Annotated in this window: 21 protein-coding genes; 18 read left to right on the plus strand and 3 right to left on the minus strand. The window is 40.0% G+C overall.

Annotated elements, in window-relative coordinates:
- The first annotated feature begins 28 nt into the window (after nt 1-28).
- The 8 genes from QMF37_RS03005 (at nt 29) to QMF37_RS03040 (ending at nt 11462) form a co-directional block, all read left to right on the plus strand.
- Entirely contained in the window at nt 29-1597 is a 1569-nt protein-coding gene (locus QMF37_RS03005; RefSeq protein WP_058384776.1) for a peptide chain release factor 3, read from the plus strand.
- 130 nt (nt 1598-1727) lie between these two features.
- A complete protein-coding gene (locus QMF37_RS03010; RefSeq protein ID WP_071153561.1) occupies nt 1728-4787 on the plus strand; it encodes an efflux RND transporter permease subunit in 3060 nt (1019 codons plus the stop codon).
- A gap of 143 nt (nt 4788-4930) precedes the next feature.
- Nucleotides 4931-6010 (plus strand): SDR family oxidoreductase, encoded by a 1080-nt coding sequence (locus QMF37_RS03015; protein ID WP_071153562.1) that lies wholly within the window; start codon nt 4931-4933, stop codon nt 6008-6010.
- A gap of 221 nt (nt 6011-6231) precedes the next feature.
- Entirely contained in the window at nt 6232-7029 is a 798-nt protein-coding gene (locus tag QMF37_RS03020) for a TerC family protein (RefSeq protein WP_283476479.1), read from the plus strand.
- A gap of 448 nt (nt 7030-7477) precedes the next feature.
- Nucleotides 7478-8224: an RNA polymerase sigma-I factor gene (gene sigI / locus QMF37_RS03025; RefSeq protein WP_071153563.1), complete on the plus strand. Its 747-nt coding sequence runs from the start codon at nt 7478-7480 to the stop codon at nt 8222-8224.
- Entirely contained in the window at nt 8224-9420 is a 1197-nt protein-coding gene (locus QMF37_RS03030; protein ID WP_283476482.1) for an anti-sigma-I factor RsgI family protein, read from the plus strand. The genes sigI and QMF37_RS03030 overlap by 1 nt, the downstream gene beginning before the upstream one ends.
- A gap of 170 nt (nt 9421-9590) precedes the next feature.
- A complete protein-coding gene (locus tag QMF37_RS03035; protein ID WP_283476484.1) occupies nt 9591-10940 on the plus strand; it encodes a TrkH family potassium uptake protein in 1350 nt (449 codons plus the stop codon).
- Between the two features lie 78 nt (nt 10941-11018).
- The gene (locus tag QMF37_RS03040; protein ID WP_058384783.1) at nt 11019-11462 is read left to right on the plus strand and encodes a MarR family winged helix-turn-helix transcriptional regulator; all 444 of its coding nucleotides are present in this window, start codon (nt 11019-11021) and stop codon (nt 11460-11462) included.
- Nucleotides 11463-11532: 70 nt separating this feature from the next.
- Here QMF37_RS03040 and QMF37_RS03045 read toward each other — a convergent pair whose 3' ends face one another.
- Complete coding sequence (locus QMF37_RS03045) at nt 11533-12153, minus strand: hypothetical protein (protein ID WP_283476486.1); 621 nt, start codon at nt 12151-12153, stop codon at nt 11533-11535.
- A gap of 60 nt (nt 12154-12213) precedes the next feature.
- The gene (locus tag QMF37_RS03050; RefSeq protein ID WP_078080585.1) at nt 12214-12828 is read right to left on the minus strand and encodes a CPBP family intramembrane glutamic endopeptidase; all 615 of its coding nucleotides are present in this window, start codon (nt 12826-12828) and stop codon (nt 12214-12216) included.
- 218 nt (nt 12829-13046) lie between these two features.
- Between QMF37_RS03050 and QMF37_RS03055 the strand changes: the two genes are divergently transcribed.
- From QMF37_RS03055 to QMF37_RS03075, 5 genes are all read left to right on the plus strand, one after another.
- Nucleotides 13047-13235, plus strand: a complete 189-nt coding sequence (locus QMF37_RS03055) for a hypothetical protein (RefSeq protein WP_058384786.1) — start codon at nt 13047-13049, stop codon at nt 13233-13235.
- Between the two features lie 30 nt (nt 13236-13265).
- On the plus strand, nt 13266-14201 hold the full coding sequence (locus QMF37_RS03060; protein WP_071153566.1) for an AAA family ATPase: 936 nt from the start codon (nt 13266-13268) through the stop codon (nt 14199-14201).
- Nucleotides 14202-15356, plus strand: coding sequence for a DUF58 domain-containing protein (locus tag QMF37_RS03065; RefSeq protein ID WP_071153567.1), 1155 nt, complete (start codon nt 14202-14204; stop codon nt 15354-15356).
- Complete coding sequence (locus QMF37_RS03070) at nt 15353-16573, plus strand: hypothetical protein (RefSeq protein WP_071153568.1); 1221 nt, start codon at nt 15353-15355, stop codon at nt 16571-16573. Before QMF37_RS03065 ends, QMF37_RS03070 begins: the two co-directional genes overlap by 4 nt.
- 193 nt (nt 16574-16766) lie before the next feature.
- Nucleotides 16767-17627 (plus strand): NAD(P)-dependent oxidoreductase, encoded by an 861-nt coding sequence (locus QMF37_RS03075; RefSeq protein ID WP_071153569.1) that lies wholly within the window; start codon nt 16767-16769, stop codon nt 17625-17627.
- Between the two features lie 39 nt (nt 17628-17666).
- On the opposite strand, the gene QMF37_RS03080 is transcribed toward QMF37_RS03075, so the two are convergent.
- Nucleotides 17667-18128, minus strand: coding sequence for a YkyB family protein (locus tag QMF37_RS03080; protein ID WP_071153570.1), 462 nt, complete (start codon nt 18126-18128; stop codon nt 17667-17669).
- A gap of 225 nt (nt 18129-18353) precedes the next feature.
- Between QMF37_RS03080 and fadH the strand changes: the two genes are divergently transcribed.
- The 5 genes from fadH to dapD all read left to right on the plus strand — a co-directional run bounded on the left by fadH (nt 18354) and on the right by dapD (nt 22946).
- Nucleotides 18354-19121, plus strand: a complete 768-nt coding sequence (gene fadH, locus QMF37_RS03085; RefSeq protein WP_058384792.1) for a 2,4-dienoyl-CoA reductase — start codon at nt 18354-18356, stop codon at nt 19119-19121.
- A gap of 102 nt (nt 19122-19223) precedes the next feature.
- Nucleotides 19224-19667, plus strand: a complete 444-nt coding sequence (gene cbpB, locus QMF37_RS03090; RefSeq protein ID WP_071153571.1) for a cyclic-di-AMP-binding protein CbpB — start codon at nt 19224-19226, stop codon at nt 19665-19667.
- Nucleotides 19668-19821: 154 nt separating this feature from the next.
- Nucleotides 19822-21300, plus strand: a complete 1479-nt coding sequence (locus QMF37_RS03095; RefSeq protein ID WP_071153572.1) for an MFS transporter — start codon at nt 19822-19824, stop codon at nt 21298-21300.
- Complete coding sequence (locus QMF37_RS03100; protein ID WP_058384795.1) at nt 21290-22165, plus strand: LysR family transcriptional regulator; 876 nt, start codon at nt 21290-21292, stop codon at nt 22163-22165. Before QMF37_RS03095 ends, QMF37_RS03100 begins: the two co-directional genes overlap by 11 nt.
- A 67-nt stretch (nt 22166-22232) precedes the next feature.
- Entirely contained in the window at nt 22233-22946 is a 714-nt protein-coding gene (gene dapD, locus QMF37_RS03105) for a 2,3,4,5-tetrahydropyridine-2,6-dicarboxylate N-acetyltransferase (RefSeq protein WP_071153573.1), read from the plus strand.
- Nucleotides 22947-22952 lie beyond the last annotated feature (6 nt).

Below are 22952 nucleotides of genomic sequence, written 5' to 3' on the forward strand. Positions count from 1 at the left end.
AGAGAGTAGATTAAAGGAGCGTATAAACATGTCAGACCAATTAACGAATGAAATTCAAAATAGAAGAACTTTCGCTATCATTTCCCACCCGGATGCCGGTAAAACGACCTTAACCGAAAAACTATTATTATTCGGTGGAGCTATTCGTGATGCGGGAACAGTTAAAGGAAAGAAAAGCGGCAAGTTCGCAACATCCGATTGGATGGAAATTGAAAAACAACGTGGCATTTCTGTAACTTCTTCCGTTATGCAATTTGATTATGCCGGACATCGTGTCAATATTCTTGACACACCAGGACACCAAGATTTCAGTGAAGATACGTACCGTACATTGATGGCTGTTGATAGTGCAGTCATGATTATTGATGTTGCCAAAGGAATTGAAGCGCAAACTGTTAAGCTTTTTAAAGTCTGCAAAATGCGTGGCATTCCAATTTTCACCTTTATCAACAAAATGGATCGTCAAGGTAAAGAGCCATTAGAATTAATGGAAGAACTTGAAGAAGTACTTGGCATTCAATCTTATGCCATGAATTGGCCAATCGGTATGGGGAAAGAATTTCTTGGAATTTATGACCGTTTTAACAAACGCATTGAACCGTTTCGTTCAGCAGGAGATCGCTTTCTTGAACTTGATGAAAACGGCAAAATGATCGAAGAACATGAAATGAAAAAAACTTCTTATTATACACAGGCAATGGACGATATTGAGTTATTGGATGAAGCCGGTAATGACTTTTCGATTGATCGTGTAAAAAAAGGTGAATTGACGCCAGTATTTTTCGGTAGTGCATTGGCTAACTTTGGTGTGCAAACGTTTTTGGAAACCTATTTGCAATTTGCTCCTTCCCCGCAGCCGCGTATTACGCAACAAGAGGAAATAGTTGATCCAGTGGACATGCCGTTTTCAGGATTTATCTTTAAAATCCAAGCCAATATGAATCCTGCTCACCGCGACCGAATTGCTTTTGTACGGATCGTGTCTGGTAAATTTGAACGAGGAATGACTGTTACTTTAGCGCGTACCGGAAAAACGATAAAACTATCACAAACTACACAGTTTTTAGCAGATGACCGCGAAATGGTTAATGAAGCCGTAGCTGGCGATATTATCGGGTTACACGATGTAGGAAATTACCAAATTGGTGATACAATTACAAGTGGCAAGAAATTCGAGTTTGAAAGTTTGCCGCAGTTTACCCCAGAGCTTTTTGTGAAAGTAACGGCTAAAAACGTTATGAAACAAAAACATTTCCATAAAGGGATTCTTCAATTAGTTCAAGAAGGCGCGATTCAGTACTACAAAACGCTTCATCTAGAAGAAGTTATTTTAGGGGCTGTCGGACAACTTCAGTTTGAAGTATTCGAACACCGTATGAAAAATGAGTATAACGTAGATGTGCGTATGGAGCCGGTTGGTAACAAAATTGCACGTTGGATTGAAAATGAGGAAGATGTGAAAGAATCGATGTCAAGTGGGCGTTCAATGCTTGTGCGTGACCGTTTCGATCGATACGTCTTTTTATTCGAGAATGAGTTTGCGACACGTTGGTTCCAAGATAAAAATCCTAATATTCGACTATATAGTTTGTTATAAAAAACCTGCTGCTAGCGGGTTTTTTTTTGAGTAAAAAAGTGGCAGATAAGTGAACAAGCTCTGTTAAATTTGCGGTTATAAAGGATTTTTCTTATGATAGAAGAACACAGTAAAGAGAGGGTTTGAAAAGATGAGAATAAGTGATTTTTCGATAAAAAGGCCCGTCTTTACATTGGTCATCATGTTTTTGATCATTATTCTTGGGGCGGTATCATTTACACGAATTCCGATTACGTTGATCCCTGAACTTAACCCGCCGATTGGTGTCGTGGTAACTAATTATCCAGGTGCTAGTCCGACAGAAGTAAGTGAAAAAGTAACAAAGCCTTTAGAAGCAAATTTGGCGACATTGCCGGGTATCAAATCGATTCAATCGAATAGCCAAGAAGGCTCGAATTTTATCTTGCTGGAATTTGATTGGTCAACAGATATAGATGATGTCCAATCAGATATCGCACAAAGAATTGATCAAACGCCGATTCCAGACGATTCGAATGATCCGCGCTTTTTAAAGTTCGATCCTTCTCAATTCCCCATCTTGCAGTTGTCTTTGCGTTCAAGTGATCCGGATGCAGACGTGCGAGTGATTGCCGAAGAATTAGAGACAGAACTTCGTCAAACAGACGGGGTAGCAAGTGTCAATGTTTCAGGTTCTTTAATAGAGGAAATTCAAATTGAATTAGATCAGGCAGCACTTGAAGAAAAAGGCTTGCAGCAATCGGATGTTGTTCAGCTGATTCAAGCAAACAATATTTCTTTACCTGGGGAACCGATTGAGACCGAAAATGGTCGAAACCTAACAACCCGCATTATTAGTACACTGACTAATGTGGAAGAAATACAGGACCTGGTTTTGACTATCGATCCGATAGACGGCAATAATGTCACAATCGGTGATGTAGCAAAGGTTGGTATTAGTGAACGTGAAAGTAGCAGTGAAACGAGAACAAATGAAGAGCCAGCTGTCCTACTGTCTGCTCTTCAGGAATCTCAAGCAAATACAGCAGAAGTTTCAGACGCATTCCAAGAAAGGCTAGATGAGCTGCTCAGTGAAGAGCGCTTTGAAGGCGTGGAGGCAGATATTCTGTTTGACCAAGGAGACTATGTCAAACTGGCTATCGGTAATATTGGACAGACACTGATTCTAGGCGGAATTTTTGCCATGCTAGTTCTATTCTTTTTCCTACGTGGCATTAAAAGTCCAATCATTATCGGTGTAGCGATTCCTTATTCTGTTATCGTTACATTTGTTCTTATGTTTTTCGCCGATTTTGCTTTGAATATTTTAACTCTAGGGGCACTAGCGTTGGGAATTGGAATGCTAGTGGATAACGCCATTGTCGTTATCGAAAATATTGAACGCCATTTGGCGATGGGCAAAAACGCCAAAAAGGCTGCTTCTGAAGGTTCAAAAGAAGTAGCAGGTGCAATTATTGCTTCAACACTTACGACTGTAGCGGTTTTCATACCGGTTATTTTTATCTCCGGATTGATTGGAGAAATTTTCTTTGAATTTGCTTTGACGATATCCTTTAGCCTTTTTGCATCGTTGGCAGTCGCTTTGACCGTTATACCGATGATGGCATCAAGGATGTTGGGTAAGCCTGGTACAAAACCGAAAGTCCAGAGAGATACTTCTAGAAGTGTCAAAGCATTTGAAGGATCGGTCGTTTGGGCTTTGCGCCATAGAATTATCGTGTTGTTTACAGCACTGGTATTACTAGTGGTAGGTGCTTTTGGCATCATGCAAGTCGGCACAGAATTTATTCCGGCAACAGACGAAGGGTTTGTCAGTGTTTCTGTAGAACTGGAAAATGGTTCTTCAAGAGCAGCGACAGATGAAGTAGTCAATCTGATAGAAGAAGAATTGAAACTTGAAGAAGATGTCGATGTGTACGTTAGCCTAATTGGCTCGACTCAACAGGGACAAGCGCAAGGATCTGCGGAAACAAATGTTGCTGAAATTTACGTGAAATTGGTAGATTTAGCAGATCGGGATCGTTCGGTTTTTGATTTTGTAGATGACGTACAGCCTCGAGTTCTGGAAACGGTAGGAGAGCGTGCGTTAGTCAGCTTTAACTTGCAGACAGCAGCCGGTTCTTCGCCAAATACGTTATCCTTTACTGTAACGGATACAGACCGTTCAAGACTGGACAAAGCGGTCGTCGATATTGAAGCGGCATTAACCGAACTTCCTGAAGTAACAGAGTTGACGAATGATCGTCAAGAAACTATTGATGAAATCCAGATGACTATCGACCGCGAGGCGGCTACTGAATATGGCCTGCCACCGGTCCAAATAGCTCAATCTGTCAATAACATTACACGAGGTGTTTTAGCTACTCAGGTATTGGCTGAAAATGATGAAGTTCTCAGTGTCTATGTGGCTTATGAAGAAGGGGAAAGAAACAGTCTTGAAAAACTACGCACTTTATCTCTTCGGACACCTGCAGGCGAATTTGTGGAACTCCAGGAGTTAGCTGAAATTGAAGTTGCTCAAGGTCCTGTGAGTATTCAACGTGTAGATCAGGCAGATAGCGTTTCTTTCACGTTGCAACATCAATCGAGTATTACACTAGGTGACATGTCTGATAAAGTCGACGTCGCAATTGAAGAGTTAGAGTTGGATGATAACACACTGATTTCGTTTGGCGGGGACCGGGAATTACTGGATAACTCGATCAATGATATGTTACTTGCCGTCATGCTTGCAGTGGTGCTTGTCTATATTGTAATGGCTGCACAATTTGAATCGTTCAAGTATCCACTAGTTATTATGTTCACGGTGCCATTGATGGCAATCGGCGTAGCAATCGCACTGTTCGTTACGCAGACGCCGGTTAGCATTACTGCTGTCATTGGATTGCTTGTTCTGGTGGGTATTGTCGTTAATAATGGGATTGTGCTGGTTGATTATATCAATCAACGAAAAGAGGATGGCATGGATTCCTATGATGCCATTATTACCTCGGTTCATGATCGCCGCCGTCCGATTCTGATGACAGCATTAACAACTATTTTGGGCTTATTGCCTCTAGCAATTGGTATCGGCGAAGGTACTGAAATTAATCAGCCGATGGGTATTACCGTTATTGGTGGGCTTATCAGTTCAACTTTACTGTCACTTTATATCGTGCCAATTGTCTACAGTCTATTTGATCGACAAACAAGAAGAATGAATAAAAAGTAAGCCTTCGGGTTTACTTTTTTTTTACTTTATAAGGTGAATGTCAAAGAAACTTTTCGTAATAGAGGGAGCTCAGTGAATTATTTTCTTACTTATCAAACATATTGATGGAAAATTTAGTATGATTTAAAAAAGGGGTTGAAGTTATGAAAGAAGTTGTGTTTACTGGTTTTCCTGGATTTATTGCGAGTCAATTGATGTACAAACATGCACAGCAAAATAAAGCGATTTCTGCCATTATCCTATCGTCGGAACGAACAAAGGCAGAAAAAGAAGCCAAGCGAATCGAAAAAGAAACAAATTGTCGAACGATCCAGCTGATTGAAGGAGATATCACTATTAGTGGATTAAATCTTACAAAGGCTGATAAAGAGTATTTACAGGAGAAAGAGGTGACATTCTGGCATCTTGCAGCTATTTATGACTTGGCAGTTCCAAGAGATTTGGCATGGAAAGTCAATGTGGAAGGAACTCGTCATGTGAATGAATTCGTTTCAGAATTGCCAAGTGTAGAACGCTATGTTTACTTCAGTACAGCCTATGTAGCTGGAAATCGACAAGGAACTATTTATGAGGACCAATTGCAACGACCAGAAGCGTTTAAAAACTTTTACGAAGAAACGAAGTTCGAAGCAGAACTACTAGTAAATGAGATGAAGAAACAAGTACCTGTCACAATTATTCGACCAGGCATTGTCCGTGGACATTCGATTACAGGGGAAACCATTAAATTTGATGGTCCATACTTTTTCTTGAATTTAATTGATCGAGTAAAATTTCTACCAATTATTCCATTCGTTGGACGTTCCAAATCGTATCTAAATGTCGTGCCGATCGATTATATTTTGGAAGCATCGATGTATCTTAGTGAATTGGCAGCCGCTGCCGGACAAACTGTTCATTTAACGGATCCCAATCCCCATCCTGTGGAAGAAATATATCGTGGTATGGTCCATTTGATGACAGGGAAAAATCCCAAAGGACGAGTGCCTCATAGCTTAGCGAAGATGTCTTTGTCTATTGGTTTCGTAAGAAGAGGGGTGGGTGTCGAAATTGAAACCTTAGATTATTTAACGTGGTCAGCTGATTTTGATACACAAAAAGCGGAAAATTTATTGGCAGGAAGCGGTATTTACTGTGCAGATTTTATAGCGACTATGCCTGCAATGGTTGAATTTTACAACGTACATAAAAATGACAAAAAATTTCAAATTGCTATCCGTTAAACTTTCTTTGGATTTGAAATGATGCTATACTAACATTACAACTCAATACACTTTGACTTTCAGTCAAGGGGGAGTAGCTATAGGGAAACCTATTTCACAGTCGTCAATACATGGTTAGTAGCCATCGGTTGTGATAGCAAACCAAATTTGCTTAGCGAGACCTTTGCCTTTATTTAGGCAAGGGTCTTTTTTGTTGGCAAAAAACAGGAGGAGAAAGCAGAATGGAAGCAGTTTTATTAGAATATGCTTGGGTACTACTCGTTTTAGTAGGACTTGAAGGATTATTAGCTGCAGATAATGCAGTAGTTATGGCGGTAATGGTTAAGCATTTACCGAAAGCACAACAGAAAAAAGCGTTGTTTTATGGATTGGTAGGAGCATTCGTGTTCCGTTTTGCAGCCTTATTCATGATCACGTTGCTCGTAAATATCTGGCAGATCCAAGCACTTGGAGCAGCTTACTTATTATTCATTTCAATTAAGAGTCTCTACGATCAACGCAAGGGAGATACAGATGAAATCCTTGAAGGCGTTGATGGTAAACCTGAGAAAAAAGGTTCAGGTTTCTGGATGACGGTATTGAAAGTGGAATTAGCCGATATTGCTTTTGCTATCGACTCAATGTTAGCAGCAGTAGCTTTAGCAGTTACATTGCCACATTTAAATGTTTTTGGCGTTAATGACATTGGTGGCATTAACTCAGGTCAGTTTATGGTTATGCTTGCCGGTGGATTGATCGGTGTAATCATTATGCGATTTGCGGCACATAAATTCGTACAATTGCTTGAGAAATACCCGCAACTTGAAACAGCAGCGTTTGTTATTGTTGGATGGGTTGGAGTAAAGTTGCTAGTGATGACTTTATCTCACGAAAACGTCGGTATCTTGCCTACTGACTTCCCACACTCTACAGGCTGGACATTGGTCTTCTGGTCAGTATTACTCGGCATTGTCGTGGTAGGCGGAATCCTTGGAGTCAAGCAGAACAGAGAGCAAGCTAAAGAACAAGAAGTAAGATAAAAACGGTTTTAAAGAATAAAAGCTGGGGTTGTCACATCAGCCTCTATCATAAAACAGACGGAGAAAAAGGAACTCTTTTTCTCTGTCTGTTTTTTTGTAGTGCCGCAGAGAACGAAGAAAATAGCATGGTTGATGACAATGAAGACGGTGCAACCTGGCTGTGTCCGCTAAAGTGTCCGTCAAAGTAGACCTCAGTCCGTTCTGTAGGCAGTTTACTGAAAAATTGCAGCAAGACAATAAATAAGGTGAACAAAAAGGGAAGTATTTATATGGATACCCCGCAATTGTTTTACAAAAAATCATCATTCATACAACATGTGTAGAGACCGACAAAAAAATAACTATAAAAGCGAATAATGGTAAGAACAGTAAAGTCCACCTCTTTTCAAACACGCATTCCAAAGTTACAATTAACTGGAGGCAGTGACTTAGAGAAGAGGTGAATAGTGTGCTTTTAGCTTTATTAGGTGGAAGGTTCGGACGCAACAAAAAGTCTGATGCTGAAATAATGGTTTTGCAAGCACAAGGTGGCGATGAACAAGTATTGCATGAGTTGCTTTTTTCCTATTCACCTTTTATGAAAAAGACAGCTTCTCAAGTATGCAAGCGATTTATCGATGACCATGATGATGAATATAGCATTGCACTTTCTGCATTCAACGAAGCAATTGAAAAATTCGATCAAACCAATAATGCTTCGTTTCTAACATTTGCTCACCTCGTCATTCGCAGACGGCTAATTGATTTTATACGTAAAGAAAGCCGAAGAGATGAATTTAGCCACGACTTCATGACAGCGGAAGAGCCAGAAGCACATAATGGCCTTGCTGATCATGCTGCAGCTATGGCTTATTCGATCGAACAGCAAAATCAGAAAAGAAGTGAAGAAATATTTCTGTATGAAAAAATGCTTCAACAATTCGGCTTATCTTTTCAAATACTGGTAAAAGTGTCTCCAGTTCATCAAGATACACGTCTTACTTCTATTCAAATTGCCCAGTTAGTAGCCGAAACTGATGAGTATAAACAATACTTGATGGACAAGAAAAAGTTGCCAATCAAAGACATTGAAGCGCTCGTAAAGGTGTCGCGCAAAACGATAGAGCGCCATCGAAAATACATAATAGCAATGGCTTTACTGCAGATGAGCGATTTGCATTTTTTAAAAGAATATTTGAAGGGGCGATTAAACTAATGCGGAGACAATTGGGAATATGCATTGAATTGAATGACAATCGCTCTGTTTTTCTATTGAAAGATGGTCGAATCGTTAAAGGACTGCCTGTGGGTAAACCTGTACTAGGAGAAGAAGTTTTGTTTGATCTAACTGATAAGAAAAGAGCAATCTATCGGCAGCCCGTTATGGCTCCTCTAACAGCGGCTCTAGCTGCTGTTGCGTTGTTCGTTTCTGTTTTGGTGTTTCCCGCTGAAGAAGCATTTGGCTATGTCCAAGTTCAGATCAATCCAGGCATAGAACTAGGGATAAATGATGACTATGAGGTTGTATCTATCCGTGAACTAAATAGCGATGGGCAACAGCTGATTGAACAACTCGGCGGTTGGGAAAATGATTCTCTTCATGTTGTATTGGATCGGGTCTTTGAGCTGGCAGTCACAGAACGAACAAAGCAAATCACCATTACTGCAGTCGAAGAAAATGACAACAAAACCGACGAGTCTATAAAGAAAGTTGTTATGGCGGTTTCTTCAGATGTGAAAAATGAACAACTGGCAATTCAACTAAAGCGAGCCACAAAAGAACAATGGCGTCATTCAAAAGAAAACCAAATGCCTGTCGGACAATTGATTCATAAAGTTGAAACTTTGGAAATTCAGCAATCGCCTAAAGTAAACGATTCAAATCAGGAAAAAGAAGAAATGCCTACAAAAGAAAATAAAGCAGAGAATGAACACAAAAAACAGAATAACACCAAAGACATAAACAAAAAAGAGAAGGAAAATAAGCCAGTAGTAGGTCCGAAACCGAATTCGCCCGCAGTTCAAAAGAAAAATGAAAATCAGTCTATCCGAGCAAATCAACAACAAAAAACATCAACACAAAACATCCATCCATCAAAGTCTCTCAATAAAGTTGAAACTCGCGCTCCTATAGAAAAACAGCAAAAAATAGATCCGGTAAAGCCAGTTCAAAAAGAAAAATCTACGGAAAAAAAACAACAGAAAGAGACACAGAAACAGCAGCAAAACAACAGAGCTGTAGAACAGAAAAAGAATCCATCAACTACTATTAAAAATAAGTCTCAGTCAATACCAAACGACCAAAAGAACAATGAAAAAAATCCTAAACAAAGCAATAAAGACCAGCTTTATAAACAAAAGAATAAAGATTTATCTCCGAATGCAGAACATAAACCAAAAGACAAAGAGTAAATTTTTTCTTTGCACTGACAGCTGTTCTAGAGGACATAAGGTGTCGTTTTTGAATTGCTAAAAGCTTGTTCATTGGACCAACTAAAATAGATTATCGATTTCTCTTTCTTTTTGTCTCATCTTTTCATAGAATGAGAAGAGAGTAAAACGCCGAAGGGAATCAATGTCTTATGAATAATTCATTTCAAAAAGTACGAAATCTAACACCTGCACAGGTTATTGTTTCGTATTATTTTGTGGCAATTGCTGTTTCCTTCTTATTATTGAGGTTACCAAATGTCCATAAACCAGGGATGACCATCCCCTTAATCGATAGCTTGTTTACTGCAGTAAGTGCTATAAGTGTAACGGGCTTATCCGTAATTAATGTTGTGGAAACATATACAGTATTTGGTATCGTTGTTTTAATGTTTATCTTGCAACTTGGGGGCATTGGAATTATGTCCATCGGAACATTTTTCTGGCTTCTTGTGGGTAAACGTATTGGGTTACGTGAACGCCAATTAATCATGGTTGATCACAATCAATCGAGTATGGCGGGCGTTGTTAAACTGATTCGTGAAATTGTGAAAATTATGTTGCTAATAGAAGCGGTCGGTGCAATTATCCTAACAATTTATTTTACGCAGTATTTTCCAACATTCCAAGAAGCGTTATTACATGGTGTATTTGGTTCAATTACAGCCACCACTAATGGAGGATTCGATATTACAGGCGAATCGTTAATGCCGTATTTTAATGATTATTTTGTCCAAATTATTAATATGATTCTCATTATTTTAGGTGCTATTGGTTTTCCAGTATTAATTGAACTAAAGGAATTTATTTCGAATAAGCAAAAATATTTTCGTTTTTCTCTTTTCACAAAAATCACAACGAGTATATTTGCAGTGTTACTAGCAGTTGGAGCTATCGGTATTTTCTTATTAGAATCGGTAAAAGCGTTTAAATCGATGAGCTGGCATGAGTCAATGTTTGCGGCAATTTTTCATTCCGTGTCATCTCGATCGGGTGGTTTAGTTACGGTAGACATTACGCAATTTAGTGATGCCACCAATGTGTTTATGAGTGCATTAATGTTTATAGGTGCATCTCCAAGTTCAGCTGGTGGCGGTATTCGCACAACTACTTTTGCAATCGCGATATTGTTTTTGATTAATTTTGCACGAGGAAAAAACACCATTCAAATTTTCAAGCGCGAAATTGAGCTAATTGATGTCTTTCGGGCGTTCGCAGTTATTTTCTTGGCATTTTTTATCGTCTTTGCGGCGACCCTTGCACTTCTTATTACGGAGCCCACTGCTACGGTTGTGGAAATCATATTTGAAATCACCTCTGCTTTTGGAACATGTGGAATGTCTTTAGGCATTACAAGTGATTTGTCAGAAATCGGGAAGTTTATCATCATGGCTTTAATGTTTGTTGGGCGTGTTGGACTGATTTCTTTCCTCTTCACAATTGGCGGTAAAACAGATCCAACTAAATTTCACTATCCGAAAGAACGCGTAATTATCGGGTAGACCCAGGAAGGTGTCATTTGAGAAGAAAAAGACTATAATTAGTGCAATGCAGCTTAAATAGCGGAAAGAGTGAATAGGATGAACGAAGAAATCAAACAATCTCTGAAATTATTTATTGTGCTGTCGCGTGCACATAAAGCAATCACTGAACAGACCAATCAATTTTTCCAGGCGAGTGGCGTAAATCCAACTGAATTTGCGGTTTTAGAGCTTTTGTACCATAAAGGGAAACAACCGCTTCAAAAAATAGGTGGCAAAATATTACTAGCAAGTGGTTCTATTACTTATGTTATCGATAAACTCGAAAAAAGAGGCTATATTACGCGTGTTAATTGTCCGAGTGATCGCCGTATCACTTATGCAGAAATATCAGCCCAAGGTAAAGAATTCATGGCACAGATTTTTCCGGAACATGAAAAAAAATTGCATGAATTGACGGAAGCGTTATCGAATGAAGAAAAAGAGCAAGCCATTGAATTGATGAAAAAACTAGGTTTGTCGATCAAAGATTTATCATACTAATTCAAAAAAAGGCCATCCAAATTTTGGATGGCCTTTTTTGAATTGATGGATGTCTCTATTGGAGTACTCATTATTCAACTGATTGAATCGTTTTCCCCATAGAGATAAAATCTTCTGTTGCGTTAACCGTGTTGTCATCAAAAATAGTTAGACGCACAATCAGTTTATCGTTTTCGTAAACAATCCCGGTTACACTGCCTTCAGTACTTGGCACTTCGAAGGCCGCGGATTGTTTGAAGTTAGCACCATCGAAATTACTGGCTTCAACTGCTTCTGTATCTGGATTAACAGCTTTTAAGGTTTGTTTCATGCTTTCTGTTGCAGAAGCAAAATCGATGTCCTCAGGAGAAAACGTCTCAATTCTCATAAAAACGGCTGAATTATCCGAAACATACAGTGAATCTTTGTTTGGCTCTTCTGCTGTTAGTTCGTAACCATCTAAGACATGCAGTTCGTAGTTTTGTTCATCGCTTTGAATTAAGGTACCTGCAGCTTCTTCAACTGATTCGTCTTCGCTTGTAGTGGTGTCTTCAGTACTTTCTTCAACTGATTCGTCTTCGCTTGCAGTGGTGTCTTCAGCTGGTGCTTCTACTGGCTCAGTGTCTTCTTCGACAGTAGCTGCAGTTCCACAAGCTGCCAATAGCATAGCGATCATTAGAGCGGATGAGAATAAAAATAAGTTCTTCTTCATAAAAAAAATTCCTCCTATCGGTTTGTCTAGTAGACGTCCCAGAAAGAGGAATGTTTCACTTTAAATCGCTAGTGGGAAAATCAAAAATAACAAGACGATCATAACCAAATGAGAAACGATGATAACAGGTAAACTTCTTTTCCATTCATAAAGCAAACCAAGAATCAGTCCTGTGATGATTCCAGTCCAAGCTCCTGGCCAAAATCCACCTAATGCCAGTGCCAGACCAAACAAAACAGAGCTCGCTAAAATTGCCAATGGCGTCGAGCAATAGTGTTTAAACTTCTGCTGAACAAGTCCTCTCCAAAAAATTTCCTCACCCGGTACGATGATAAACATTAATAGTAGGTAGTGCCAAATCGTAACAGGTGCAAAATTTGCTAGAAAACTTTTGACAGATCCAGCTATATTGAAAGGTGTTAATAGTAATAGCTGAAATCCGGCAGCAACGAGCCCGTAAAGAAGTGTTCCAAAGACTAATCCGTAAACCAAAGATTTCCACGTAACAAGCTCGTCAAAAATTTTAACGAATATAATAGCGAGAGACATTAATATCAGCATCGCAAATGTGTACATATACCAAAAAATAGCAGTATTTTCAAAAGCTAAATTGTATAAAAAGAAAGCTAGTGGCAGCATCAAAATCAACGGATGCTGTTTTAAAAAGTTAATCATGTAAATCCTCCTAAAAATTAAAGCCGTATTCCATTTTAATGACTCGGTAAAGACAAAGGTGTTCGACTTGTTTTCTTGCTGTATACTAATTCTAGTACAGGTGTTTTTTGACATGTCTTAAGACAGTCTCGTACAGTATGTACTAAATAGAATAGTAGCGTCCGTTTAGTATTATACCAGAAGGAATTAGTAAAACTAAGACAAAAGGAGAACAATTCATGACTGACTATAACGAGCAACTCGAAGCGTTAAAAAATGGTGAAATCGAATCTATTACAATTGAAAAAGAAGATTTTCTAGAATTCCGCAAGGTTTTGATTGAACGTGAGGATTTTAAGCATTTTAAAGGCACAGCCTATCATCACGGAACGACCAGTTATATCTACACCGAAGAACCGTCGAAATAAGAAAGCATAATTAGAAGCGGAGGGGACAATGTGGAGAAATTAACACAGGCTAGAACACAATTAAATCAATTAGTAGTAGGTAGAGAAAAAGAGATTGATTTTATGTTAATTGCGTTGATTCAAGGGGGACATGTACTCCTTGAAAGTGTACCGGGTTCAGGTAAGACGTGGATGGCTAAAGCATTTGCGGGGTCATTTGCTGGTCAATTTCAGCGAATTCAATTTACACCAGACGTTTTGCCGTCAGACGTTACAGGCATTCGTTTTTTCAATCCAAAGACGCAGGAATTTGAATTACGGGCTGGCCCAGTTCAAACTAATTTACTACTAGCGGATGAAATTAACCGGGCGACACCTAGAACGCAGTCAAGCCTGTTGGAATCGATGGAAGAAAAACAGGCGACCATTGATGGAGAAACTATACAATTGCCAGATCCGTTTATCGTCATTGCTACACAAAATCCCGTGGAATCGCAACAAGGAACATTTCCACTTCCTGCGGCACAACTGGATCGCTTTTTGTTTCGCCTAGAAATTGGGTATCCAAATCAACAAGAAGAGTTGTCTATCATTCGGAATTTTCGAGATAACGTTTCCCATAAAAAAGAAATTCTACCAGTGGCATCAGTTGAAGATGTTCGGAAATGGCGCATTGAAGCGAGTAAAGTAGCAGTTCACGAAGACATTGAAATGTATATTGTTTCACTTGTCCGCGCAACACGTGAACATCCATCAATTGAACTTGGCTTGAGTTCTAGGGCGGCTCTGGCACTTGTTCATGCAGCTCAAGGAAGAGCATTTATCGAAGGTCGAAATTTCGTAACGCCAGATGATGTAAAGTATATACTCGAACCCGTCGCGGTCCATCGGTTAATGCTGACAGCTGAAGGTATGCTCATTCAGGAGCCCACAGCTATTTTACGTGAAATTGCCACTTCTGTTGCTTCACCGGTAGAGGCGTTTTAGATGGTGTGGATGCGCCATGCTGACGATACGAAAAATATGAAATGGGTATTGGGCTTATTAATTGCCTTATTCTTTATGGCAATGATATTTTTACAGTTTTTAGCTGCAGCTGTCATCTGTTTTGCAGCAACAGTAGTGGGGTTGCAAATTCTCTATTTAGACCGAGCCGGCAAGAAATTGGTTTTTCAAAACAACCGCATACGTAAGCGTCTTCTTTATGGAGGAGATTCTTCTTGGGAACTTGTTTTTAAAAATGAAGGCTTGCCCATTTGGAACGGTCAATTGAAAATTTGGTTTCATGATGCAGTAGAGCCGAAAGGTGACAGTGCAGTGAGCTATGGAGATTTAGTAGAAGTTGATCTTCCTTTTACCATTGGCAGTAAGCAGACAATTGAAATTGATGTGCCAATTACAGGTAAAAGAAGAGGACTGTCGCGTATTCAGAAAATGGAGCTACTCATTGCTCATCCTTTTGGAGAAGGCAGCATAACTCTGGAGTATCAGCCGGCGATTTTACATGAGCAGCTGGTCTTTCCAAAACTTCAAAAATACCCTTTTCGGTATACGCCATCCCGTCAAAAACCGGGTCAATTCAATTTGCAACATACTTTGTTTGATGATGCCTTTCAGCCAATTGGTACGAGGGATTACGTGTCAACAGACCAATTCAATCAAATCCATTGGAAAGCCAGTGTTAGAATGCAGCAATACCAGACAAAAATTTTTTCGACAGTAGCTAATGAATCAATGCTCTTTGCGCTTAACGTGTCAGCCTTTTATGGCACTATTCATGATTTAGAAGATAGAATTGAAGAATTGGCTAGTTATATTGAGAATTGCTTTAGCGCCGGTGTGCCTTATGCAGTAGCAGTTAATATTCGTTCAGCCGGTAAAATGCCTTATTTATATTTGTCTACAGGACTCGGACAAAAGCAACGACATCAGGCGTTAGAACTGCTATCGATTATTTCCAAAAATAATGCTACACTGCCTTACCGCACAATGCTGGGACATTTGGATATGCATATAGAACTGCCTTATACAACTTATCTATTAACTGATACACCAAGTGACGCTTTACGCTTTATTACGAAATGGAGTGGTCAAACAGAATTGACCGTACTGCCAAGCAGAAAGGAACGTGATTTGGCATGACATCACGCTTACCATCTGCCATTCACTTTATGCTAGATGCTTTTATCATTGCGTTGGTCCTGGTTTTTGCTGATACACAAGGAGCCTTGTCTGTAGCTTGGATTTGGTTGTTGCTCGCATGGCTAGTCTCCGTTAGTTCGTACCTCCTTTTTTCAAGGTATTCGTATCAATTAGTAGGAGGGATCGGTCTTTCCACTGTTGCGACAGTAAGTATGTGGGCAATGGGTATGCCGTTATGGTTGACGACTATTTTAGGGATGCTGTCTGTTTACTTGCTTCATGCACGGTATTCAGTACGTTACAAAGAATTCAATTACGGTCACTATTTTTTAATGAAATTCACCGTAGTTTTTAGCATCTGCTGGATATTGGTACTGCTAAATCCAAACCAGCAAACAAGTCGCCTCCTGTTTTCCATCGTGCCTGTTGCCATCTTATTTTATGTAGGTGCGCAATTGCTCTATAGCTATCTTCATACGAGACAAGCCGGTGCAAAATTTAGCCAAGTAGCGAGTGTGTTTGGACTTCTCGTCAGCATTCCTTCCGTGGTAGCAATCAGCATCTTTTATATAGCTGATGATGTTCGGAGATTAGCCGGATGGGCAGTGGGAGGAATGATACGGGTTGTATTTTGGCCACTTGCGTTATTGCTTGAGCAGGTAAATGAATTTTTAGCAGGCTTATCAACAGAAGAAGAAATGCAAGAAACCTTAGAGGTACTTGGTCCCGATGAGGAAATAGCGCAACGTGAAACTTTGGTAAGCGAAACAATGCCGTCAGATTTTCCAATTGAAATTCTTTTAGGAATCGTGATGGTCATAAGTGCAGTAGTACTGATAATATGGCTGAAAAAAATCAAGCCGGATTCAGAAACGCCTGTACCCAAAAGCACAATCCGTATGAAAAGGCATAATCATTTATCTACAGAACTGTTCGTATCGACTGCTAAGGAATCTCCAGCTAGCAGGGACTTGCATCAAATTAGAGAAGTTTTTCGCAGTCTTGAACTAATGGCCAAAGAGCGAAAACTAGAACGGCAAAGTCACGAGACAGTCCGAGAGTGGATAGCACGAATGGATTGGGACGTATCAGCTTCTTTTTACAAAACCTACGACCGTGTCCGATATGGCGATAAACAGTTGCCGGAATCACAAGCTTCAAACTTTATCGCTGAAATTGAAAAAATAAAAAATCACTATTTGAATAAAAATGTTTAATTTGTTTTCAAGTCGGGCATAGTATACTTGAACAACAGCAACATTCTCATTTCCCCCTTTTGTGGTCGGTCCGTTTACGGATCGGCTTCTTTTTTGCGCTTAATAAGCGAGAGAGTAGTTCTTGTATCTACATAAGTGAATATCCTAAAGATGTTTGCTAAACTGAAGCTATATACAAAAGGAGGAACTACATATGAAGATTGGATTTATCGGAACTGGCGTGATGGGCAGTAGTTTGGTTAAGCATTTGCTCGACCATGAGCACGAGGTTTCAATCTTTACACGAACTGCTAAAAAAGCGGAAAGCTTAGTAAAAGCCGGTGCATTCCTTGTTGATTCACCTCAGCAAGTAGCGAATAACTGTGAACTCATTTTCACTATGGTGGGCTATCCAGCTGATGTTGAAGAAGTTTATTTTGGTGAGCGAGGCCTATTGGGGAATGCTAAAAAAGGAACGATACTTGTGGACCTAACCACTTCTCAGCCACAGTTGGCCCAAAGAATTTTTGAAGCAGCTACACTGGAAGGTCTCCATGCGCTGGATGCACCCGTTTCTGGTGGCGATATCGGTGCTAAAAATGGCGTATTATCGATTATGGTAGGTGGAGAAAAAGAAATTTTCAAGCAGATTTCTCCAGTTTTCAACTTATTCGGTGAAAATATCGTATTTCAAGGTCCTGCTGGTTCAGGGCAACATACCAAAATGTGCAACCAAATTAACATTGCCAGCACAATGATTGGGGTGTGTGAATCGCTTATTTATGCAGAGAAGGCGGGATTAGATCCTGAACGTGTACTGCGTTCTATTTCTTCAGGCGCAGCCGGTTCCTGGTCACTGTCAAACTTAGCACCTAAAATGATTAATGAAGATTTCCGCCCCGGTTTTTACATCAAGCATTTTATAAAAGATATGAAAATTGCGGCAGAAGAAGCAGAAAACTGGGGATTGGATTTACCGGGTCTTCGCTTATCTCTAAGCATGTATGAAAAAGTAGCAGCACAAGGTCACGAAGAACAAGGTACGCAAGCTTTAGTAGAATATTATCGATCATAAAAAAACTGGAAACCTCTACAGGTTTCCAGTTTTTAAAAATCAATCAAAATAGGATTTTTTAGGTGAATAAAATCGGTCAACTTGTCTTGGCTGATAGGATTTAGTGAAGTTAGAACGTACCACTTCTTTTTTTTGCGGTTCTAATCCAGTCAGCATCCGTAAAATTTCTTTCGCTACTTTCAAGTTCATTCGGCTAGGAGGATTGCGGTACGTATCGTCCAAGTGGCCTAAATGTTCGAGCGACGAGAAGTCTTCTTTTTTCGGAAGCATGTGAAAATAATAATTGCCGCATTTTACGAGGACTGAAGATTGCTGTTGACTTTTCTGAGGGTTTTTACTGAAGTGTAAACCAATTTTTAATGCACGTTGTTGTATAATCATTAAATTTAACGCTTCTTTCTTCAGTGCATACAAATAATGATTATCAGGAGCAGTTTTTGCATGGCGGTTAACAGTGAAAATGGCTTGCGCGATATCTGAATCTGATTTAGTAACTGGCATGAACTCATTCCTTTCTTACAAAATAGTGAGTAGTTCAGCTTTATCATATCAAAATTATTAAGCACTGTATACAAAAGCTCCATGTGCAATAAAAGGGGAAATCAATGACTTTGTAGAATGCTTTAGTTAAGGTGATCGAAACTGTCTGCAGTTTAGCTAACGAAATGTGGGCAAACAAAGAGCACTGATTTATGTGTTGTAATTTAATCAAAAGGGGATGTTTACATGTTTACGGATCAAACGATTATTGTTACAGGTGGCTCAAGTGGTATGGGACTGCACATGGCTAAGAAATTTGCCTCAGAAGGAGCTAATGTCGTCATCACAGGACGCGATATGGAAAAACTCAACGAGGCTGTGAAAGCGATTGCAGGAGACCGCGGTTCTGTCGAAGTTTTTCAAATGGATGTACGGGAACCTGAACATGCTAAAGCAATGGTAAAATTCGCTCATGAAAAATTTGGCAGAGTGGACGGATTGGTGAATAATGCTGCTGGAAACTTTATTGTTCATGCAGAAAAGTTATCGCCAAATGGCTGGAAATCAGTAATTGATATTGTCTTGAATGGAACTTTTTTCTGTTCGCATGCAGTCGGAAACTATTGGATTGAGAACGGTACAAAAGGCAATATTGTAAATATGCTGGCAACGTATGCTTGGAATGCTGGAGCAGGAGTTGCCCATTCAGCTGCAGCTAAAGCAGGCGTGATGTCGTTGACACGGACGCTTGCTGTTGAATGGGGTACACAGTTCGGTATTCGCGTGAACGGTATTGCGCCTGGACCGATTGAACGAACGGGTGGAGCTGACAAGCTCTGGGAATCTGAGAAAGCCGCTAAACGGACATTAGAGTCAATTCCTCTTGGCAGACTTGGAAAACCCGAGGAAGTGGCTGAACTGGCCGCCTTTATCATGTCAGATAAGGCTTCTTATATGAATGGGGAAATCGTCACCTTAGATGGTGGGCAGTGGCTGAATAAGTTTCCTTTTTAAGTAAGTTCATGCAACAATTAATTAGTTTCCGAAATCTTGATGTGTTATGATGAGTCTAACTAGACAGCGTCTAATACAGGAGATTTAAAAGGAGTAGAGTACATGATTTCATTGCCAAGCAAAGATTTTCTTGATACACCAATCGAAAACTATATCATCTCTTCCGAGAAAGTAGCGCATGTTCAAATGGGGAACAGTGCCGAACATGCACTGCTCGTCTTAACGAAGACAGGCTATTCAGCCATTCCGGTATTGGATTCGAAATACCGCTTTTGCGGTTTAATCAATGCACAACGGATAACTGACGCGATTCTTGGAATGGATCATATAGAATACGAGCGGCTTTCTGATATCCGCGTGGAAGATATCATGGAAAAAGATTTGCCTTTGATCCACGTCAATGAACGTTTTCAAAAAGCGCTTGATATGGTCATTAACCAGAACTTTCTATGTGTAGTAGACGACGAAGAAATGTTTATGGGGATTTTGACGCGGCGTGTTGTACTAAAGCAGCTAAAAAAACAAATTTATCAATTGAAAAGATGAGCACAGTAACTGGAAAAGGTCTCGTCATAGAGGCCTTTTTTACGATGGAAGTTAAATTTTAGCGTTTCATATTAGCTGGAAAACTTTAGCGCCCGTGTAGACGTAACGGGCGCTTTCGCTTTTTTTAATAGCTAATCGAAAAGAGGTTTGTTGAATGGAAGGAACAAAAAAACCACTCGTTTTAGCGTCTGTCATGCTCGCCATGTTCGTCAGTGCTGTCGAAGCGACAATCGTCTCAACAGCCATGCCAAGCATCGCAGCTGAACTAGGTGGGTTTTCAAAATATAGTTGGGTGTTCTCAGCCTATTTGTTGATGAGTACTGTAACCGTGTTACTCTACGGTAAACTATCTGACATATTCGGACGTAAACGTATATTTGCTGTCGGTATGCTTTTGTTTTTACTCGGTTCTTTATTATGTGGATTGGCCAATTCAATAGATGAACTTATTTTTTACCGATTTATCCAAGGAATGGGTGCAGGTGCCGTCATGCCAATCGCCACGACGATTGTCGGAGACATCTACTCTAGAGAAGAACGGGCTAAAATCCAAGGTTACCTATCAAGTGTCTGGGGAATTTCGGCAGTTACGGGTCCTGCAATTGGAGGGATTCTCGTCGTCACGATTGGTTGGGAATACGTCTTCTGGATCAATTTGCCTCTTGGGATTATTTCGCTGCTCGGTGTTCTGTTGTTTTTAAAAGAGCCAGTCAATACGAAGAAACCGGTAATTGACTATAAAGGGGCTGCTTTATTGACAGCTGCTTTATCGACTATGTTGTATCTGTTAGTTGAAGGCGGCGTATCATTTGATTGGTTTTCTACGAAATCACTGATTTTACTAACTGCCAGTATCTTGTTTTTTGTGCTATTCATATGGGCAGAGCGAAAAGCCGTCGATCCGATGATGCCTTTTGAGATTTGGCGCAATAAAACTATTTTTTATGCCAACCTGGTTTCTTTGACAAATGGTGTTATTTTAATAGCAATTTCTAGTTACTTGCCAACATATGTAACGGGTGTCATGGAACAACCTGCCGCGATTGCAGGCTTCACGTTAACAGCTATGTCAGTCGGATGGCCATTAGCTGCTTTTTTCTCGGGAAGACTCTTGCTGAAAATCGGGTATTTTAAAACATCTATCGCTGGTGGTGCTTTTTTACTAATAGGATCTTTGTTGTTTGTTTTGATGCAACCCGGATTCGGTCCTTTATGGGCGGCTATGTCGAGTTTTTCCATTGGTCTTGGCATGGGCTTAACTAGTACCGTGTTTATCGTTGCAATTCAGGCTGCCGTATCTTATGAACAGCGTGGTTCTGCCACTGCTTCAAACATGTTCATGCGGAACTTAGGTAGTACAATTGGTGTTGCATTGCTAGGTAGTATTCTCAACAGTTCATTACTGCGTTATTTCGCTGACAGTGGTCAAAACTATTCTTTAAGCGCTATCAATGATTTGCTTAGTGCAGATGCTCGCGCAGGAATTCAAGTAGAGTCATTGAGGTTTTTACAACAAGCATTAGCTGAATCGCTTCAACATGTTTATTTAGTCACTGCATTTTTCGCATTGCTTAGTTTTATTTTGATTTTTGGGCTTCGTGGGAAAAAAGGAGTGAAAAGTCGTGTCAAATGAAGAGTTAATTATTAAGATATTGGCAGAAGAAGGAAATATGAGAAAAGCTGCAGAGCGTCTGTTTTTATCACAGCCAGCCTTATCGCAGCGGTTGCAGTCTATTGAAAAAGACTGGGGCCAACAATTATTTATTCGTTCGCAAAAAGGATTATCGCCTACACCTGCCGGAGAACTGGTCATTCAATATGCCAATGAAACCATACAGCGAAAAGAAGAAGTATTCGAAGTCCTGCATACGTTAACTTCCAAAGTGCACGGCACGTTAAAAATTGCCTGTGCTACGATTATTGGACAAAATTGGTTGCCAAAAGTATTAAAGGACTTTGTGACACTTTATCCAGAAGCGAAAATTCAGTTGATTACAGGATGGAGTTCAGAAATAGTTCGTGCGTTATACGACGGCGAAGCTCATATTGGGATTGTTCGTGGCCATACAGATTGGAAAGGACCGAAGTTGCATTTGTTCAAAGATACTTTGTATCTGGTAGACAAAGAAATTCGCTCACTTGAGGAACTTCTTCAAACCGATCGGCCGTTTATCCAGTTTAAAAGTGATTCTACTTACTATGAAGAAATTCAACAATGGTGGCAAAAACATTTTGCTTCAAATCCGAAACGACAAATTACGGTTGATCAGATTGAAACATGTAAGCAAATGGCCGTTAACGGAATTGGCTATGCAATCTTGCCATCAATTACGCTGACAGGAACTGAGGAAGTTCATATGATGCCATTGACTAATAATGAAGAAGAGTTAGAGTTAACACGAGATACATGGCTTATTGGATACGAATCTGCTTTTCAGTTGCGCCAAGTAGAAGCATTTGTTGATATCGTTGAAAAACATGCCGCTTTATTAAGATGAAGTGGATGAATTTTTATGCTAAATCAGATATAATAACAACATCACTTAATAGAAAGAGGTTTTATTGATGAAACAGATGGATGCAACTGAAATAATCTCGTACATACAAAATGCAAAAAAAGCGACACCCGTAAAAGCGTACATAAAAGGTCAAGGCGTTGCTGATTTGGATTATGGCACAGAGTCCAAAGTTTTCGGACAAGGCAATTCAGTAACTGTATTCGGCGAATGGGCAGATATTCAAACGGCACTAGAAGAAAATGCTGCGCTTATCGAAGATTCTGTAGTGGAAAACGATCGTAGAAATTCAGCGATACCACTACTAGATATGAAAAACATCAATAGCCGCATTGAACCCGGTGCATTTATCCGTGAAAATGTAGAAATCGGAAACAATTGTATCATTATGATGGGTGCTGTAATTAATATCGGTGCTGTTATTGGCGATGGTACAATGATCGATATGGGCGTAATTATGGGCGGTCGGGCGACAGTTGGGAAAAACTGCCACATCGGTGCTGGAGCAGTACTAGCCGGCGTTATCGAACCGGCATCAGCAACTCCTGTTATTGTCGAAGACGATGTTATGATCGGCGCCAACGCAGTAGTTCTCGAAGGCGTTCGTATTGGTAAAGGTGCAGTTGTCGCAGCGGGCGCAATCGTCATCGAAGATGTGCCTGAAAACTCCGTAGTGGGCGGCACACCAGCGCGCGTATTGAAATTAATGGACGAAAAGACTCGTTCAAAAACAGAAATCAAACACGAACTAAGACAGCTATAATCGGTG

Source organism: Planococcus sp. S3-L1 (genome assembly GCF_030063085.1).
Classification (GTDB): Bacteria; Bacillota; Bacilli; order Bacillales_A; family Planococcaceae; genus Planococcus; species Planococcus kocurii.